The sequence below is a fragment of the Clostridium sp. D53t1_180928_C8 genome, from assembly GCF_015667795.1.
Taxonomy (GTDB): domain Bacteria; phylum Bacillota; class Clostridia; order Clostridiales; family Clostridiaceae; genus Clostridium.
On the sequence record NZ_JADPEL010000002.1, the window covers coordinates 166,597 to 185,813 of the forward strand.

The window sequence follows — 19,217 nt, forward strand, 5'->3', positions numbered from 1 at the left end:
ACCTCATTTTATTTATTTTGAAAAATATTTACCTTTTTTTTAATCTCATTTCTAATGTTGGAATTAACTAATATAGTTATAATTCCATATGATAAGATTCCAGTAAATACAATTAGTATAACTCCTATAATAGATTCATTAATAAGATTATTCACTATAAATGTACATCCTAACATAAAAGCTGTTGAAATAAATACTGATTTTTGAGAGAGCAGAAAATCTTTTATATATATTTCATCACGTACATAGTATATTTGATAAATACAAACAACTATTTCTGTAATTACTGTAGCAATCGCAGCTCCTATAGCTCCGAATTTAGGTATTAAAAAATAATTGATAATAACATTAATTATCGCTCCAGCTATAACTGAATTTACAAATATTTTATCTCTTTTCAAAGGAATTAAAAATTGTGTTCGTATAACATTACCTAATGAAATAAAAGGTATTGTTAATGCTAAAATAGACATAATATATCCACACTTGATAAAATTCCTTCCATAAAATAATACACAAAACTTTTCACTAACAATTATTAATCCTACGCACATTGGTAAAGCAATAAGTAAAACAAATCTAAGTGATTTATTTACAAGTGAATTTGCCTCTTTCATCTTGTTATTAGCATATAAATTTGACATTCTAGGCAACATTACAGTTCCTAGTGCTGTAATTATACCAAGTGGAGCACTTATGATCTTATATGCATAATCATAATATGTTACTTCTTCCATTGATGAAATATTTCCTAGTATTATCTTAGACATATATGCATATATGCTTACAGCTAACACTGGAATAAAAAGAATTAAAATTTGTTTAATGTGCTTTTTAACTTCATGTAGACCTACAATTCTAAATTTCTCTTCCTTAATCGCCATAACCCATAATGCTACTTGACCAACTAAGGTAAACCCAGACATTATAATTGTATATATATATATATCTTCTTCATTTTTTACAAATGTAAATATACAGATTACAGCTAAAATTTTAATAATAATATTTCTTGTCACAGAAAGCTTAAATTGTTCTCTCCCAAAAAGATACCAACTTACATCAAAAACAGCTGATATTACATAAAAAAACTGTATAATATATATATATATATCTATATTGTCATTTTTAATAAATATAAATAAAATATATATTATAGATATAATTCCTCCCCATATAAGCTGAAAGGTATAAATTTCAGTAAATACTTTATTTCTATCTTTCTTATTTTCTGTAGCTGCTATACACCTATTTCCATAATTAGAAATACCCATCATAACAAACATAACAAAATAATATGCAATTGTGTATGTATAAGTATATTGCCCAAGTAAATCTGCTCCAAGTATTCTTGAAACATATGGTGCAGTAATTATCGGTAACAAAATAATTAATAACTGATATACACAACTGTATATAAAGTTACCTTTTAATTTACTCAATTCTATAATTCCCCTTTCTGCTATAAGCCCATATACTACCAATTATTATCCACAAAACTATATCACAAAAGTGTGCTTCTCCAATACAATTAATAATCATTTCTAAAAATATTCCTAATAACATTAATCCACTTAATCCTAATTTATATTTTTTAAAGCATTTTTTAAAAGTTATAAGAATTAAAATTACAAATGGTATTAATCCAAATAACCCCAACTCTCCCCATGCTTCAATAAATAAATTATGTGTATGCGCATAATTCCTATTAACTAAAGGACTTACGATTAATGATGAACAATAATGTCCTGGACCATATCCAAATAACATATACTTTTGAATAATTAACTCTATTACTTTTTTCCATAAAGTCATCCTATTAGTACCGCCACTTTCAGCTAATTCAACGTAGTTAAATCTCGCTAAGTCTATTCCAAAACTTGGGAGTATTATTAATCCAATAATCATCAGTACACTTCCTATTATCATCATTTTCATTAATCTTCCTATAATTCTCCCCTCTCTCTTTGCATTAATAATATATACTATCACAAGTGATCCTATAAGCCCTAAAAATGCATTACGAGAACCCGATAAAATTGTGATCATAATAGCTATTATCAATATTATTTTATATGCCAGCCTAGATTTTTTTATAATAAATACCTTTACTCCTAATATAACTCCCATTTGAGCAACCGACATACCAAATGTATTAAAATCAACTAGTTTTGATATTGACCATCTTCCATATTCATTAACGCCAAACAACATCATAACTACTGCATACATTAATACTTGAGTGCAAGCTAATAACGGCAAGAAGTTTGTTAATGTATCACTTTCAAATTTAATAGAAATCATTATTATAATAGCAATAGTAATATTGTATATTAATAAGAATAATCCGTTTTTATAATTAAATTCCGAAAGATTATATGAAATAATTGTTGCAATTACTATTAATAGAAACAATATAATATTCTGCTTTTGTATTCTTTTTGTAATAACTATATTTATAAAAGCTAGTATTACTAAAATAGTATATATACTCCAAATTCCTTCATCCGCTCCAATAAAATAATAAGCAATTGTTGATATAATATAACAAATCATTAAATATTTATCTAAATGTTTTATAAATGGTATTGCGCACACAAAATAGATAATATATATTAATATATTATCTTGTTTTAAAAAAAGAGTTACACTAAAAACTATTAAAATATATGCTATTCCCCAAATATAAATAATAAAATTAGAGTTTGTTGCAACATTTTTATTTTGTTTCACTATTCCATTTTTTTCTTCTATGTATCCATCCACTATAGCTACCTCCACTAATTACATATAATAATAATTTTTATTATTACTATTTATGAATATACTTTAGTAATCCATTTTTTTGAACTTCAACTTTAAAATACATTAATATATAAGCTAATTTAAAATATTTTCCTTTAATTAACTTATATATAATTTTTTGATATAACCCTAAGCATATAGGTAATTCATTTTCTAACAACTGCGAACTATTAACAGTATCTTTTATCCATTCAATTCTATTTTTTTTATCCAATCTAAACTTAGGAGAAAATGACAATTCCAAAGATTTTATAACTCCACAAATAAATTCTCTATATACTAACTCCTTTACGGTTTTATTATTTGGATTCCAAGTCAAAATATTTTTATTTCTTTCCGCATATAACCCTTTAACTGCTTCAATATAGTCGATTGGGTATTTATCCCATTCGCTTGATAAATCATTAGTATAATACGTATATAGGACATCAGGAATAAAATGAATGCTATTTGCATACGTCATATACCTAGCTATAAATCCTTCATCTTGGTGCCTTCTTAGATTTGGATATTTAATATTATGCTGCTTAATTAATTTCATATTAAAAAATTTGTTCCATGGGGCCCCTTGGATTCCATATTCAGATGATATTGTCATATAATCAGCATAATCATTTCTAACTTCATCCCCATACTTAATAATATCAGGATACCTTTTTATTTTTTTTACCTTATCGTTTTTTAATACACTTTTAAATCCAAAAACTACCAAATCATGATTGCCTTCTCTCATTATTTTTTCTAAAATTTCTATCGTATTTGGTTCAATATAATCATCTGCATCTGGAAAATATACATATACTCCACTTGCTCTACTTATACCATAATTTCTCGCTGGTCCTGATCCCATATTTATTGTATGAAACACTTGTATTCTAGAATCTTTTTCCTTTACTCTTTCACAAATAGATGCACTATCATCCGTCGATCCATCATTAACCAAAATAATTTCTATATTCTTATAAGTTTGCATAATTAATGATTTAACACATATTTCAAGTTTACTTCCCATATTATAAATAGGAACTATAATACTTACTTTATTCATTGTATCTGCCCCTTTATTTTTTCTACTTACTAAATATTCTGTATTCTCTTTCAATATATTCTTAATATTATCTGTTCTTACTTCTATCTCTTTATACTTTTTATAAAAATCAAATTATATCTTAAATACATAGTATTCTATATTCTTTCAGTTTAACATATAATGTAAAAAATCCATCTAAATTATCGTCTAACCATCCCTTTAATCTTTGCCACAACAATAATTGCCCAAATCATATTAGCTTTTATCATAGGCAATATAACTTTCACTCTATATTCTAAAGAATCCAAGTCAATATTAAATCCATAATTCTCTTTAAAATTATTTAAAGCGTTTTTTCCTTTAGATAAAGCTTCAAAAAAGCTATAATTTTGCGATATTCTATTAATAGATACTAATAAAGCTGTAATTGCAAAACTATTTATTGTTTTTTCATAAACTTTAATAATTCCCTCCGACTTTAAATATTCACATAAATTATTACATACCCCGCCCCATGGATCATCATTACCTTTTTTAGATTGACTATCTGGATGATTTACATAATGATAACAAATTTTATCAACAAAAGATATTATCTCTGAATTATACAATATCCTAAAACTAAATAATGCTTCTTCTCCAACATCTCCACCAGAGTATCTTATGTTATTTGCTTTAACAAGTGATGTTCTTACAACCTTTCTTACTCCCCCCCAAGGTAGTTTTCCAGTCATTTGATGTCTTATTATCATATCCTTAGAACATTCTTTATATTTAGACATTAATTCATTCTTTAAAATATTTCCATTTGTATCTTCTTGTATTATATCTATAAAAATTATATCCGAGTTATTCCTTATTATGCATTTATTTATTTCCTCAAAGTAATATTCCTCAATATAATCATCAGAATCTATAAAAACAATATATTTTCCCGTAGCATACTCTATTCCCTTATTTCTCGCAGCTCCAGGTCCTTGGTTTTTTTGAGTATATACTTTAATTCTTTTATCCTTAATAGAATATTCTTTTAATATTTTATAACTATTATCACTAGATCCATCATCTATAGCTATAACTTCCCATTTATCATATTTCTGATTTCTTATACTCTCTATACATCTTTTTAAATATTTACCTGAATTATATACAGGTATTACTACCGATATTTTCATACTATACATCCTTTATAATACCTAACTCCTTAACAACTTCTTATATAACCAATTTTGAACTATTACTGGGCATAAAAACATTATAACTTGTCCTATAAAAACTATAGTATAATCCGAAACTCCTGAATATCCAAGCTTATGTAATTTATATATAGTAGTTATATAGCTTTTTGTATTTTCCCAACTTTTGCGTCTCTTTGCAAGATCTCTATTTGACCTAAACAATAGAAGTGATTCTCCCACATTTGCAGCTTTGTTTCCTACAAATAACATCCTTCCAAATAAATCAACATCCTGATTTCTCCTTAAATCTGAGTAACCTCCAACTCCAAGTACTGCACTTTTTTTATACATAACAGTTGGATGATTGAATGCACTCCTTCTCTTAGCAAATTTATATATTTCTTCATGGCTAGTAGGAACTATTCTTGATGATATTATCTCTTCAGGATTATCATAAAACTCATCTACCATTGCTCCAACTATACATAACTCTTTATCCATATTAAATGCTTTTAATTGTTTTTCACATCTATCTGCTAATGATATATCATCAGTATCCATTCTAGCTACCAATTCATTCTTACAATTTTCAAGACCTAAATTCAATGCTTTTCCTAAGCCAACATTTTTCTTACTAACAATTACATTAATTAATGTTGGATATGTATTTTTATATTCATCTAATACCACTTCTAATTCACTTGTTAACGGTCCATCTTTTACAATAACAATTTCATCTGGTTTAACAGATTGATTTATCATACTTTCTAAGCTTAATCTTAAATATTCCGGTTTTTCTTTGATGTAAAGTGACATTAATACACTATATTTATCCACTCTTTCTCCTCCATTTTATAAAACTGTATCTACTATATACTTAATATCTTTTAAAAATGAATATTCATTTATATACTGAGAATTAATATAAACTTTATCCCTAAATATAACCTCAATACTATATCTCTCTGGATTACTTACTTTAGCTAATATCTCTTCTTCATTTTTATACTTTATAGAAGCAGGACCTGTAATCCCTGGCCTAACAGACAGATAAACCTTTTTTTCTATAGGACTTAAAGTATTAATTACTTCCTCCACATCTGGCCTTGGTCCAACAAAACTCATTTCTCCCTTAACTACATTAATTAATTGGGGTAATTCATCAATTTTAGTTTTTCTAAACAGCTTACCTAATTTAGTAATTCTAGGATCATGCTCTGTCGTAACTGTAGTATCATATTTAATCTTAGATGACATACTCTTTATCTTAAATATTTTAAACTTTTTACCATCTTTACCTACTCTCACTTGAGTAAAAAAGCCTGATTCTCCATAACAAATTCTAAATAATAAAGCACTTATTAATATAATAGGTAATGCTATTACTAATCCAATGCTTCCTATAATAATATCAAAACTTCTCTTTAATATTTTATTACCTTTGCTTATCTCAATTATTTCATTACTACTTTGAACTAATGCTTCCATTACTCCTCCTAATTAAATAATTCTTTAATAATATTTATAACCTTATTAACTTCATTTTCACTCATCTTAGTATCAGACGGTAAACATAACCCCCTATTAAATATATCTTCTCCAACACTAATTTGTTCATTATGACTAAAGAAATCAAACTCATCATAATATGGTTGCATATGCATTGGCTTCCATATTGGTCTTGATTCAATATTCATCTCTTCTAAAGCTAAAATAATATCAATAGGTTTAATATGACTTTCTTCTTTTAAAGTCATACAAGATAACCAATAATTAGGTTCACCATATTCACATATTGGCATCATTTCAATATCACTAATATTTTTAAAAGCTTCACTATACCTTTCAAAAATATATTTCTTTTGAGCTATCCTTTCATCTAAAACTCTAAGTTGACCTCTCCCAATTCCAGCTGTTATATTAGACATTCTATAGTTATATCCAAGTTCTGTATGCTCATAATGTCTAGCATTATCTCTAGCTTGAGTAGACCAAAATCTAGCTTTTGCTATTTTTTCTTTATCGTCGGAAACTAACATTCCACCACCCGAAGTAGTAATTATTTTATTTCCATTAAATGAAAATATTCCAAACTTTCCAAATGTCCCTGTTTGTTTTCCCTTATATGTGGCACCTAAGCTTTCTGCTGCATCTTCAATTATTGGAATATTATACATATTGCATATTTCCATTATTTTATCCATATCTGCGGATTGTCCATAAAGATGAACTACTATAACAGCTATAGGCATTTTATTTTCTTCATTAGCTTTAATAAAAGCTCTTTCTAAAGCTATAGGTGACATATTCCAACTATTTGGCTCAGAATCAATAAATACTGGTTCACCTTTTTCATACATTATTGGATTACAACTTGCTGCAAAAGTTAAACTTGTACAAAAAACTCTATCTCCAGCCTTCATTCCTAAAGCCTTTAATGCTAAATGAATTGCTGATGTTCCTGAAACTAATGCTGCCGCATCCTTAGATCCAACATATTCCGCTACTTCTCTTTCAAACTCATTAACATTTGGTCCAAGTGGAGCAACCCAATTAGTATCAAATGCTTCTTTAACAAATTTCTGCTCCATTCCTCCCATATGAGGAGATGCTAAATATATTCTCTTATTTTCCATGTTCTCTTCCCCCATTTTTTTATTTTTATATCAGAATACTTTACATTACTATCTACTAACATAAAATTTATCTTTTATTAATAACCTTAAACCACCTTACTATTAACTTCATCCGGTTCCTTAAAAGTATCAACAACACTCTTAAGTTGCCTTTTAAGTCTAACCTTACTTCCCTTAGTCGCATACATAAGAAGTTCATCAGTCTTTTTAGCAATGTCAGATATTTCAAAATCACCTGGTTTACCAATAAATATCTTTTTATGTTTTGTTTCAGTTAAACCTTCTTCATTCATAAGAAGCTCTTCATAAAGCTTTTCTCCTGGTCTAAGCCCTGTAACTTCAATCTTAATATCCTTATTTGGTTCAAATCCACTAAGCTTAATAAGATTTTCAGCTAAATCATATATTCTTACTGGTTTACCCATATCAAGAACAAAAATTTCTCCACCTTCAGCATAAGCACCTGCTTGAAGTACTAATTGAGATGCTTCAGGTATAGTCATAAAATATCTAGTAATATCTTTATGCGTTAAAGTAACAGGGCCACCTGCTGCAATTTGCTTTTTAAATAAAGGAATTACAGAACCATTACTTCCAAGAACATTACCAAATCTAACTGCAACATACTCTGTATCACTTACTTTATTAAAGGCTTGAACTATCATTTCACACATTCTCTTAGTTGCACCCATTATATTTGTTGGGTTAACTGCTTTATCAGTAGAAATAAGAACAAACTTTTCTACTCCATAACTATTGGCAAACTCTGCTGTATTAAATGTACCAACAACATTATTTTTTATTGCTTCTTCTGGACTAACCTCCATAAGCGGCACATGCTTATGGGCTGCTGCATGGAATACTACATTAGGACTATATTTCATATAAACTTGTCTAAGTCTTTGTCTATCTCTAACAGATCCTATAAGAGTTATTAAATCTAACTCTGGGAATGTTCTTTTTAATTCATTTTGTATTTCATAAGCATTATTTTCATAAATATCAAAAATAATAAGCTGCTTAGGCTTAAATTTAGAAATCTGTCTACAAAGTTCTGAACCAATAGATCCTCCCCCACCAGTAACAAGAACTACTTTTTCTTCTAAATAATCTGCTATACCATCATAATCTAACTTAATTGATTCTCTTCCTAATAAATCTTCTACATCTACATCTCTTATTTTATTAATAGAGAACTTACCATCTATCATTTCAGCAACACCTGGCATAATCTTTACTGATATATGAGCATCCTTACAACAATGTATTATTTCCTTTAGGACACCTTCCTTAATAGATGCAATTGCAATTATTATTTCATCGACCTTTTTAGCCTTAGCAACTTCTATAATGTTGTTTCTATTTCCCAACACCTTAATACCATTAACATAAGTTCCAAGCTTTTGCTTATCATCATCAATAAATGCAACTACCTTCTTACCTAAGTTAGGGTGTTTCTTATACTCATTAGAAACAAGAGCACCACCTGAACCTGCTCCTACTATAAGAATCTTTTTAAAATCTTGATTCTTTTCAATTTCAGTATACTTAATAGCTCTTCTTAATACTCTCCAAGCGATTCTTACTCCATTACAAAGAACTAAAATCATAATTCCAGCAAGTATATTTACCATTAATGGAATTCTATCAATACTAATCAGTGAAATTCCTAAAGTTAAAGTAATACCAATAATTACAGCTATTACTCCATTTACAAGTTCATCAATTCCAGCTAAAGTCCATACACTTTTATACTGTTTATTAATATAAAAAGATATAATATAAGTTATTGCAAAAAATATAACCTTAGATATATGTCCTCTAAAATAAATAATAATTTCATTTAAACTATTATTATCCAAGTAAAGTCTAAATATAAAAGCTAAAAAATATGCTAATAATATTAATAAAAAATCTACTATTAATAATGTTGCTATCTTTAACTTTCTATTACTAAATACCCTTCCTACTAATCTCTCTTCTTCCACATATATTCCCCCGCATCTATTAAATTAAAATCTAATTTCATTACTTTATCTCAAAAAAAGGCAAATTATTCGTCCCCTAATAATTTGCCATCTTAAATTATAATTACACCCTAAAATTTATTTTTTACTATTAACTCTTCTTCCTGTTCTACTATTATCGTCTCCATAATGATAGTAGTATTTATCTTTTTTATTTTCCGCTGCATTAAGAACAGTTCCAATAATATGTCCATTAACCTTTTTAAGTATAGAAACCGAATTATGAACATCATCTTTTTTAGTTGCTCCAGCTCTTACAACTATTAATGTACCATCAACCTTAGTTGATAATATTTGTGCATCCGCAACAGCTTGAAGTGGTGGAGTATCTAAAACAATATAATCATATTCCTTTTTCATTTCTTCTAAAAAACTAGCCATTGCTTTAGATGCTAGCATTTCAGCTGGATTTGGAGGTACATTTCCTGCTGTTATAATAGATAAATTAGATTTTACCTTATTTACAACAGTTTCTAGCTTTTGCTTACCAACTAATAAATCTGAAATACCATATGTATTAGTAACTCTAAACTTCTTATGCATAGAAGGCTTTCTCATATCACAATCAACTAAAAGCACCTTGCTCTCCCCTTGAGCTAATACTAAAGCTAAATTTCCTGATACAGTACTTTTACCTTCTCCTGGATTGGCACTAGTAACAACTAAAGTTTGATACTTCTTATCAAAAGAAGAATATTGTATGTTAGTTCTTAAACTTCTATAAGCTTCTGCAGCTATAGACTTTGGTTTTCTTTCAACTATAAACATTTAGCATCCCTCCTATACTTCTTCAACATCTGGAATAATTCCAACTACAGGTATATCTAATTCTCTTTCAAGTTGTTCTTTATTCTTGAAAGTATTATCAAGATATTCAATAAGGAATACTAATCCTACACTCACCATAAGTCCTAATAAAAATGCAATTGCAACATTCATTGTTTTATTAGGAGCAACTGGGTGTTCTGGTAATTGAACTGCTTCAATTATTCTAACATTCCCATTTGGAACAAGTTCCTTTGCTAAAACAACAAATTCATTAGTTATATTTTCTAATATAGATTTTGCTACTTCTGGATTTTTATTTTGATATTTAATTTGAAGTATTTGTGTATCAGTTATTGGTGTTACTGTTAAACTGCCTTTGACATCTTTAACTGTTAAATCTGAATTTGTATTATTAATTGCAGCTTGTGCAACCTCATTAGTCTTTATCATTTCTGCATAAGTTTGTAAAAGTTGCTTATACATTTGAATATCACTACTGTTATATCCCTCTAAGTTAGTTTCTTCCTTACCTACGAAAACCTTAGTGCTTGTCTCATAAGTTGGCTTAATTACAAAGAAGCTTAATACCCCTGAAATTAATGTAGCAACTAAAGTTATTGAAACTATAAGAGTCCAACGTTTTTTTAATGCTTCAAAAATTTCCGATATACTTATTACTTGTTCTTCCATTTCGTTCATCAATATACTCTCCTTTTCTTCTAATAAGTAAAATTATTCCTTTTTAATTTTACCTTTTATAGTTTTTATTTAAATTTATAAAAAACTTTAATTTAACCATCTTTAATTTTAATTTTAATAATATTCTACATTTTTATCAATCTTTTTTTTCTATTTTTACCTTTTTTCTCTAATTTTATCTCTTTTTCAACATCTTTCTGCCATGAAGTATTATATCATAAAAAAAAATTTCTTAAAAGTTTCTTAAAATCTAACTTTTTACTTTAAGTAAACGTTTGTTATAACTTTTATGTTTTATTTTGTAATTAAAATTGTTTTATTTATTCATTTACTGCCTTTATTTAATAATTTTATTTAAGATTTTTTAATTTATATTTTTTTACGCTTTAATTTTTTTCTTTCTCTTGTCGAAACTTGTTGTACATTTTTTTGTTAAAAATTTTTAAACAATAGTGATATTCTACAAATATTCAATTTCCACTTCCATTTTATTGAATATATGTTATAATAAACATATGTTCTAGAATGTATGTTCGTTTCAACTTTTATTTTAATGTTATTTTTGAATTAAATATAAATATTTATAAAAAAGGGGGAATTTATTTTGAAATCTTTATGTATAGAAAATAAAGAAACTATTAATTTAAAGAAAAAGTTAAATAATCTAAACTACTCTTCTAATAATTTATTTAATACTTTATGTAATGCTAAAAATAATGATAAAAATGCCATTCTTTTTTTAATTGAAAAATACCAACCTTTAATAAGAAAATATGCTTTTAAATATAAACTTAAAAACTATGATAGTGATGACTTAATTCAAATTGGAAACATATCTGTTATTACCGCAATAAATAAATATAATCTCGCTAAGGGTAATGAATTTATTGATTCTTATATTATTAATACTATTAAAAATGGATTTAGAAACTTAGCTAGAGGTGAAATTAAATATACCTCTGAATCTAGTCTTAATATTACCGTTGATGAAAATAATGAAATTGAAGATTTAATTAGTGATTCTCTTGATTTAGAAGACTACATTATTAACTCCATGATGCATGACTTATTAAAAACTATTCTAGCTACCCTTTCTCATGATGAACATGAACTAATTCGTATTGCTTATTTTACTCCTAATACTACTTTATATAGATATTGTCTTGATAATAATTTAAACTATCCAAAGAAAAGAAGAGAACTTATTGCTTTAATAGAGAAGCTTCGTAAACTTATTGAAATTTAAAATAAAAAAAGAATTACTTAATATAAGGTAGGTGAACCTTTATTAAGTAATTCTATCTTAAATGAGATTTTTAAATATATAATATCTTACTATAAATATATTATATAAGTTATATAATTATTCTATTGATTTTTAGGTTTTTATTATCTATTTTAAAAATATACTTTTAGAAAATTCCTAAGAATTTTTTTTCTTTAACTAAAATTCCTTTAAAATCTATCTCTTCATCTTTAAGCATTGCTTTTCCATTCTCATCAAAAGTACTTCTTTGATTTAATTCTAAAGTTTTTAAAGCTTCTGTCATATTAGTATCTCTACCCCTATCTCTATGAGCATCAGATCCAATAAAGCTATATATGTTATTTTCTAAATATTTTACTGCAGTTTTTTTAACATCTTTTCCAAAGGTTCCAGTTATACTTCCTGCATTTAATTGAAATAACATTCCTTCTTTTATAAGGATATTAATCATTGATGGCTTCTTAATAAATGGTTTATATCTTTCAGGATGAGCTATTATTGGTATAATCCCTCTTAATTGAAGTTCATATATATTATTTATTATTTCATTAATATCAAATTCTAACATAGGAAGCTCTATTAACATATATCTTGTATTATTAATTGTTCCTATCATTTTATCATTATAGTATTCTAATATCTTTCTACTATAATAAACCTCCTGGCCAGCATATATGTTAATATCTATATTATTCTCTCTTGATATTTTCTTTAATTTTTCTACTCTATTAAGAACTTCATTATACTCAACTTCAAATCTGCCTCTCATAAAGTGTGGTGTTGCAATTATATCAGTTGTTCCTGATAGCTCTGCCTTCTTTAACATACTTATTGACATTTCTATATCTTTAGAACCATCATCTATATCATTTAATATATGTGAGTGTATATCTATCATTCTCTTATCCCCTCTTCGCTTTCATACTTATATTTGTATTATATAGTACATGCTGCCTATGAGAAAAGAGTATTATAGTATATACTTTTATTCTTAATTATTTATTTGCCATTATCCTAACCCTGGAACAACAACATTTTCACTCTTATCTGTTGTATCTTCATCATCGGGTATTTCTGGCCATGTTGGTATATCTGGTTGTTCTGGAACTTCAGGAGTTATACCTTCACCTCCACCAGTACCTTCATCAGACTTGTTAATATAAACAACTATTCTTTGGACTGAATCGCTATAATAATATTCCATAGCGGTATGATCTAATTCATTACCTGTATATTGCATTCCTTGTTCATATATATTTTTAATTGCTTGCAATAATTCTTTATCCTTTGCTCTAAACTTGTTAGGTGAATATCCTTCTGTAACACACCAAATTGCAATTTGTGTTGCAAAATATGCATTATTATCTGTTGAAACTCCAATTTCGGCTGCACTTTTGTTAGGGTAACCTGCTGCCATCATTCCAACAACTTCTCTTGCTGGTTTACCCGCAAATTCAAAGCGTTGTCCTGATGGATAAGTTTTTTCTACTTCTAAACAATATCCTGGTCCAACACCTGTTTCTATTCTTTTCACTTCTAAAATAAAATTTTCATAAGATATTTTATTGATTATTTCATCACCTACTGTAATAGTAACGTGATTAGGAATTGATAACTTTTCTGTTGGTAATGCCATTACATTAGCACTTAGATTTGTTATTAATAATATTAATGTAAATAGTATAATAAATATATTATTTCTATGTTTTTTCATCAGATTCACCTCCAATAATATTTCTAATTTTAGTGTTATCTTTATTTAGAAATATATTCAAGATAAATTTCTTAAATCTTAATTAATTATTATCTTTCTGAAATATCCCTTAGCTTTGCCACTAATATAGTTCGAGCACCTGTATATTCATAACTACAAGTTACTAATGTTATTATTTTATCCTCATTATTTATCTCAATATCCTTATTAAACATTGATTTTTTTCCTTCATTTAAGGCATAGTTTACAAAGCTTTCATTATCTACAAATTCTGTTTCTATATTAACTTTATTTTCATCTTCAACATATACCGAAAATACCTCATATTGATATAATATATTATTCCTTACTATATTTATTATGTTGTTATTATTAAAGAAACTCTCTTCTTTAAAGTTGGTTACATTATTAAACATAGTTCCATTTCTCATATTATGACCATATAAAATAATATTTTTATCTTCATCTATATTATTTCTATAATCCACAAATACTGTTCCTGAAATATTACTTTCTTTCTTAAAGCTATGTTTTAAATAGTATTCATTATCATCAGCTTGAACTACAGGATAATTAATTTCTGTATTGGGAATTTGAATCCACATTTCATAATTATTATTTATAGTTTTTAACTCTCCTTCATTTGCATTTATTACTTTACTTTTATCATTCATTATTTCATCTGATTCCTCATTACTCTCCTCTGAATTGGTATCTATTTCTTCATTATTATTGTCTGATAAATATACTTCACTTATATTAGGTCCAAAGCTTTGAATTTCACTATTTAATTTTTTATCAATAAAATAATTGTAAAACTTATAACCAATTATTGATAAACAGCATACAATAATAACAAATAACGTTGTATTAGTTACCCTCTTCATTAATTTCCTCCTTTTTTTATATAAATATATAAAACACAGAACTTTGTTGTATTTACTTAGTTCTGTGTTTTATACTTTATCTCAAATTATTTTATTTTTTCTTTCTATTATTTATTAGCAATCCACCACTTGCTAATATTAATATTCCAAAAACTCCTGCCAAACCAACTTCACCAGTCTTTGGATTTGATGGCTTCTTATTTGTAGTATTTGTTGTGTTGCTTGGTTTTCTATTTGTAGTTGTTGTTTTATTTTCTTCCTTTTTATTTGTATGAGAAACCTTTATTATTTTCCCATCTTCTTTTATTTCAAAAGAATGTTCAGTATCATCTAATACATATCCTGTTGGAGCAGTAATTTCTTGATAAATATATTTTCCATAAGGAAGCTCTATAAATTTAACTACTCCATCTTCGTCTGTTTTAGCTTTTGAAACTACTTCACCTGATTCATTTTTTATAACAAACTCTGCATTTTTTAATGGTTCTTCCTTTTCATTAACTTTAGTTATTTCTATACTTCCTTTTATTTTTTTATTTTGAGCTGTAATTTCTAAAGCTACTTGTTGATTTGATTCTATATTAAAATACAATCTATTAAAATCTTGGACATATCCTTCTAATGGTTTTGTTTCTATAAAGAAATATCTGCCTGGGGCTAAATTGCCTACAGCTATTTTTCCATCTTCTCCTGTTACACAATCTGATATTTTATTTAAAGCATTGTCATAAAGTTCATACTCAACTCCTGAAAGAGTTTTAGCGTTATCCTCTGAATCTACCTTAGTTAAAACTACTGAACCACGATCTTTTTTATTTGTAAATACTAAGTTTAAGCCTTCTGTTTGTCCTGGCTCTATAGTAAGTTGTTGTTTCCCATTAACTATTAGATACCCTGATGGCGCCTTTGTTTCTTCTATTGTATAGCTTCCTGTTACTAATTTTGCACTAGCTACACCATTTTCATTTGTAGTAATAACTTTTATTACATTTCCACTTAAATCTTTTATAGTGAACTCTGCATCCTTAAGTGTAATTTCATTATTAGCTTCATCAACCTTTTTTATATTTACATTTCCAAATTGAACTTTATATTCAAAACTCTTTGATATATTGGTATTACCTGACTGTATTCCAATTAAGCTTTGAGAACTCCCTCTTCCACCCTCTGGAGAATAAAAGAATACATCTGTTCCAACATCTTGAACTCCTAATACCACAAGTTTTATATTAGTATCTTCTTTTATATTAGTAATCTTAATATGGGTATATCCTTCATTATCAACACCTGATTCTATAACTTCCGACCCTTCTGGCTTGCCTTCTATATTATATTGCAAGGCTATACTACTTCCATCAGCATTTTTACCATCAGCCTTAAACATATATTCTACATCCCAACCTTGATTATTAGCATGAATTATAGGGTCTTTAGCTATAATATTTGCTACTGAAGTTTGTCCTTTAACACCATCTAAATTTATTAAATAATTATATAACACCTCAACATTTCCAGTTAAATTAGCTGGTGTTTGAGTAGCGTTAGCGTATTTCCAAATTGCTAATTGTGTTGCTGCTATAGCCTCTTCTTTAGTTAAGTTTTCTAACTTCAAAGTGCTTGCTATTGTTTCAAGATTTATAAATGGATAAGCATTTCTTACTATTGCTCTTATATGTTTAGCACTATCACTATCGTAATAACCTGAACTTTCTACATTAACTCTTGAATAATTATGCCCTTCTTTTACTAATGTATCTAAATCTACACAATATGCATATGATATACTTCCATCTGGATTTTGAACCTTAAATAAAGCTGTTCCTGATTCTCCTCCATTTACACTTACAGTATTTCCCCATGTGTCTACCCCTACATAAGTATAATCATAGCTTTCATTTTCTTCTGCTCCTACTATTGATGTACTTAATCCTAATATAGTAAATATAGCTGTTAAAATTGCTATTAGCTTTTTAACAGTATTTCTTCTGATTGTTTTGTTTGAATTCTTACTTCTCTTTTTATTGCTTCCCTTCAAAATACCATCTCCTTCATTTAAATTATAATCTTCATAATTTAAATTATTACCAATTATTTACTATAATATAACTTTATTGTTATTTTTTATAAATAAATATACGATGGTCTAAATTTTGATTGAAAGCAATTTTTTATAATTCTAATTATATATATCTGATAACTCTAGCTCTGTATTAGCTTTATTAAATTCATAAATTACCATTGGTGAATCTTCTATTAATACATTTGGTAATTTAACTTCAAAAACGCTCCCCCTATTTAATGAACTCTCTACAGATATACTTCCATTGTGAACTTCTATCATAGATTTAACTATACTTAGTCCTATACCGCTGCCCTCATTTACTCTCTTTAAGGAGCTGTCCACTCTTGAAAATCTATCAAATATTTTATCTTTTAACTCATCTGGAATTCCTATTCCTGTGTCTTCAAAGAATATTTCTAATGTCTCCTCTTGTAGTGTTATATCAATTTTAATATAGCCTTCATTTTTAGTATATTTAATTGAATTTGATACTAAGTTTAATACTATTTTTTCAATCATAGCAGGATCACATTTTATAAAGTGCTCTTCAACATTTGTATCAAACTCTATACTTATATTTTTAGATTGAGCAAATGGAACTGTTGAAATAACTATATCCTCAATAATTGAAACTATCTCGTAATTTCCGAACTCAGCCTTAAATACCCCGGAATCAATTCTTGTTGAATCTACTATATTATTTACAAGTCTTAGCATTCTTTTACTATTTAATTTTAATGAACTACTATATTTATCATAGGTTTCCTTAAACTCTTTTATACCAATAGACTCTGTTTTATCTAACAACTGTATTATTGAATAAAAAATATTTAATGGAGTTTTTAACTCATGGGAAAGTGTTGATATAAATTCAGATTTTTTAATATCATTAATTCTATGAGATTCTATTTCTGAATGTAATTTAATATTTTCAGACATATCAAGATAAGTAACTAATATCTGCTGTTCATCTTTTTCTGAATTTATTAGCTGAATAGAGCAATCTACCATTGCATTTCTTTTTAAATTACTAATTATACCTCTCCAGTTATTTCTGCTATATAATTCCTCCATAATTTCATCTACCTTTTCTTCAGATGCCTTAATCCTTAGTAATTCATTCTTAAATTCATTATTATCTATTTTATAGTTATAATCTTCTTTTATCTTATTATTCATAAATGATATATTACAATCTTTATCACAAATAAACATATACGTATGGTTATTGAAATTAGCTAAATTATAAAACTTTTTCAGCTCTCCATTTAAATACTGGGATTCTTTATATAATAAATATAATTCAACTACAGCTCCAATGATAACAGTAAAGAATGATATATATGTTAATAATGCTGACATTAACTTCATATTAAATGAATTACAATTAACTGTATATAATATATAAATCGACTTAACCGAAATTAAAAATAAGCTTACACTAAAAGCTCCAATAACAACTTTATTTTTATTTATACAAACTATTAATAACTTCATTGCTACTAATGTATATGCAATGCAAATAAACATATTAAATATGAAAAGTAAACTTTTATTACTAAAAATTTCACCTACAAAGAAAATCTTTTCTATTTTCCACGCAATTAAAGAATAAATAGCTACAAAAACAAATGATTCCACTTTGTATTTACTTATAAATTTACATAGCCTAGAACTTGGCATAATAGCACTAAAAAGCAAAATTATTCTTAGTAATGATGTTGTCATACTTATATAATTACTAACATTAAATTTATAATTAAAAAATGTATAATAATCTAACTGTCCACTTAATACAGCTATAGCTAGTCCTAAATATACTAATACCAATATATATAATATTGAATCCCTTGTTTTCTTATATAATATTAGACAACTTACTATGGAAATTACAGCCATTAAACCATTCACTGTTCTTGTAAAAAAGGCAATAGAAGTTATATATCTAACGTTTTCATTTCCCCTAAATATTTTAAATATAAAAAGAATTATTAATATAGTTCCTACAATATAAATATACTTAATCACTTTCTTTGATTGCTTTTTAACAACATTATCATCAAAGGCTTTAATCTCCATTGTCACTCCCCCATTATATATATGAAATTTATTCATTTATTATAAAATTTTGTCTCTTGATATTA

Annotated in this window: 16 protein-coding genes; 1 reads left to right on the forward strand and 15 read right to left on the reverse strand. The window is 26.8% G+C overall.

What is annotated here, in order from left to right:
* Nucleotides 1-8 precede the first annotated feature (8 nt).
* The 10 genes from I4V51_RS02180 to I4V51_RS02225 form a co-directional block, all read right to left on the reverse strand.
* On the reverse strand, nucleotides 9-1,442 hold the full coding sequence (locus I4V51_RS02180) for a flippase (RefSeq protein ID WP_195986698.1): 1,434 nt from the start codon (nucleotides 1,440-1,442) through the stop codon (nucleotides 9-11).
* On the reverse strand, nucleotides 1,435-2,766 hold the full coding sequence (locus tag I4V51_RS21460; RefSeq protein WP_195986699.1) for an O-antigen ligase family protein: 1,332 nt from the start codon (nucleotides 2,764-2,766) through the stop codon (nucleotides 1,435-1,437). Before I4V51_RS21460 ends, I4V51_RS02180 begins: the two co-directional genes overlap by 8 nt.
* 46 nt (nucleotides 2,767-2,812) lie before the next feature.
* Nucleotides 2,813-3,853, reverse strand: a complete 1,041-nt coding sequence (locus tag I4V51_RS02190) for a glycosyltransferase (RefSeq protein WP_195986700.1) — start codon at nucleotides 3,851-3,853, stop codon at nucleotides 2,813-2,815.
* A 182-nt stretch (nucleotides 3,854-4,035) separates the two neighbouring features.
* Complete coding sequence (locus I4V51_RS02195) at nucleotides 4,036-5,010, reverse strand: glycosyltransferase family 2 protein (RefSeq protein WP_195986701.1); 975 nt, start codon at nucleotides 5,008-5,010, stop codon at nucleotides 4,036-4,038.
* 21 nt (nucleotides 5,011-5,031) lie between these two features.
* The gene (locus tag I4V51_RS02200; protein WP_195986702.1) at nucleotides 5,032-5,850 is read right to left on the reverse strand and encodes a glycosyltransferase; all 819 of its coding nucleotides are present in this window, start codon (nucleotides 5,848-5,850) and stop codon (nucleotides 5,032-5,034) included.
* Between the two features lie 15 nt (nucleotides 5,851-5,865).
* Nucleotides 5,866-6,501 carry a sugar transferase gene (locus I4V51_RS02205; RefSeq protein WP_195986703.1) on the reverse strand — a complete coding sequence of 212 codons (636 nt, stop codon included), beginning with the start codon at nucleotides 6,499-6,501 and terminating at the stop codon, nucleotides 5,866-5,868.
* 8 nt (nucleotides 6,502-6,509) lie between these two features.
* Nucleotides 6,510-7,649: an aminotransferase class I/II-fold pyridoxal phosphate-dependent enzyme gene (locus tag I4V51_RS02210; protein ID WP_195986704.1), complete on the reverse strand. Its 1,140-nt coding sequence runs from the start codon at nucleotides 7,647-7,649 to the stop codon at nucleotides 6,510-6,512.
* 86 nt (nucleotides 7,650-7,735) lie between these two features.
* Nucleotides 7,736-9,637 carry a nucleoside-diphosphate sugar epimerase/dehydratase gene (locus I4V51_RS02215; RefSeq protein WP_195986705.1) on the reverse strand — a complete coding sequence of 634 codons (1,902 nt, stop codon included), beginning with the start codon at nucleotides 9,635-9,637 and terminating at the stop codon, nucleotides 7,736-7,738.
* A gap of 117 nt (nucleotides 9,638-9,754) precedes the next feature.
* Entirely contained in the window at nucleotides 9,755-10,444 is a 690-nt protein-coding gene (locus I4V51_RS02220; RefSeq protein ID WP_195986706.1) for a CpsD/CapB family tyrosine-protein kinase, read from the reverse strand.
* A 12-nt stretch (nucleotides 10,445-10,456) separates the two neighbouring features.
* Entirely contained in the window at nucleotides 10,457-11,134 is a 678-nt protein-coding gene (locus I4V51_RS02225; RefSeq protein WP_195986807.1) for a Wzz/FepE/Etk N-terminal domain-containing protein, read from the reverse strand.
* 613 nt (nucleotides 11,135-11,747) lie between these two features.
* On the opposite strand from I4V51_RS02225, the gene I4V51_RS02230 reads away from it, so the two are divergent.
* A complete protein-coding gene (locus tag I4V51_RS02230; RefSeq protein ID WP_195986707.1) occupies nucleotides 11,748-12,389 on the forward strand; it encodes a sigma-70 family RNA polymerase sigma factor in 642 nt (213 codons plus the stop codon).
* 166 nt (nucleotides 12,390-12,555) lie between these two features.
* On the opposite strand, the gene I4V51_RS02235 is transcribed toward I4V51_RS02230, so the two are convergent.
* From I4V51_RS02235 to I4V51_RS02255, 5 genes are all read right to left on the reverse strand, one after another.
* On the reverse strand, nucleotides 12,556-13,308 hold the full coding sequence (locus I4V51_RS02235; protein WP_195986708.1) for a CpsB/CapC family capsule biosynthesis tyrosine phosphatase: 753 nt from the start codon (nucleotides 13,306-13,308) through the stop codon (nucleotides 12,556-12,558).
* A 111-nt stretch (nucleotides 13,309-13,419) separates the two neighbouring features.
* Nucleotides 13,420-14,124 carry a thioester domain-containing protein gene (locus I4V51_RS02240; protein WP_195986709.1) on the reverse strand — a complete coding sequence of 235 codons (705 nt, stop codon included), beginning with the start codon at nucleotides 14,122-14,124 and terminating at the stop codon, nucleotides 13,420-13,422.
* Between the two features lie 89 nt (nucleotides 14,125-14,213).
* Nucleotides 14,214-15,011, reverse strand: coding sequence for a class B sortase (srtB, locus tag I4V51_RS02245; RefSeq protein ID WP_195986710.1), 798 nt, complete (start codon nucleotides 15,009-15,011; stop codon nucleotides 14,214-14,216).
* 91 nt (nucleotides 15,012-15,102) lie between these two features.
* Nucleotides 15,103-17,046 (reverse strand): SpaA isopeptide-forming pilin-related protein, encoded by a 1,944-nt coding sequence (locus I4V51_RS02250; RefSeq protein WP_195986711.1) that lies wholly within the window; start codon nucleotides 17,044-17,046, stop codon nucleotides 15,103-15,105.
* A 141-nt stretch (nucleotides 17,047-17,187) separates the two neighbouring features.
* On the reverse strand, nucleotides 17,188-19,152 hold the full coding sequence (locus I4V51_RS02255; RefSeq protein WP_195986712.1) for a HAMP domain-containing sensor histidine kinase: 1,965 nt from the start codon (nucleotides 19,150-19,152) through the stop codon (nucleotides 17,188-17,190).
* Nucleotides 19,153-19,217: the final 65 nt, after the last annotated feature.

Coding starts and splice junctions, on each gene's coding strand:
- I4V51_RS02190 (WP_195986700.1), bottom strand. CDS start 3,853: ATGAATAAAGTAAGTATTATAGTTCCTATTTATAATATGGGAAGTAAA.
- I4V51_RS02195 (WP_195986701.1), bottom strand. CDS start 5,010: ATGAAAATATCGGTAGTAATACCTGTATATAATTCAGGTAAATATTTA.
- I4V51_RS02205 (WP_195986703.1), bottom strand. CDS start 6,501: ATGGAAGCATTAGTTCAAAGTAGTAATGAAATAATTGAGATAAGCAAA.
- I4V51_RS02210 (WP_195986704.1), bottom strand. CDS start 7,649: ATGGAAAATAAGAGAATATATTTAGCATCTCCTCATATGGGAGGAATG.
- I4V51_RS02220 (WP_195986706.1), bottom strand. CDS start 10,444: ATGTTTATAGTTGAAAGAAAACCAAAGTCTATAGCTGCAGAAGCTTAT.
- I4V51_RS02225 (WP_195986807.1), bottom strand. CDS start 11,134: ATGGAAGAACAAGTAATAAGTATATCGGAAATTTTTGAAGCATTAAAA.
- I4V51_RS02235 (WP_195986708.1), bottom strand. CDS start 13,308: ATGATAGATATACACTCACATATATTAAATGATATAGATGATGGTTCT.
- I4V51_RS02240 (WP_195986709.1), bottom strand. CDS start 14,124: ATGAAAAAACATAGAAATAATATATTTATTATACTATTTACATTAATA.
- srtB (WP_195986710.1), bottom strand. CDS start 15,011: ATGAAGAGGGTAACTAATACAACGTTATTTGTTATTATTGTATGCTGT.
- I4V51_RS02255 (WP_195986712.1), bottom strand. CDS start 19,152: ATGGAGATTAAAGCCTTTGATGATAATGTTGTTAAAAAGCAATCAAAG.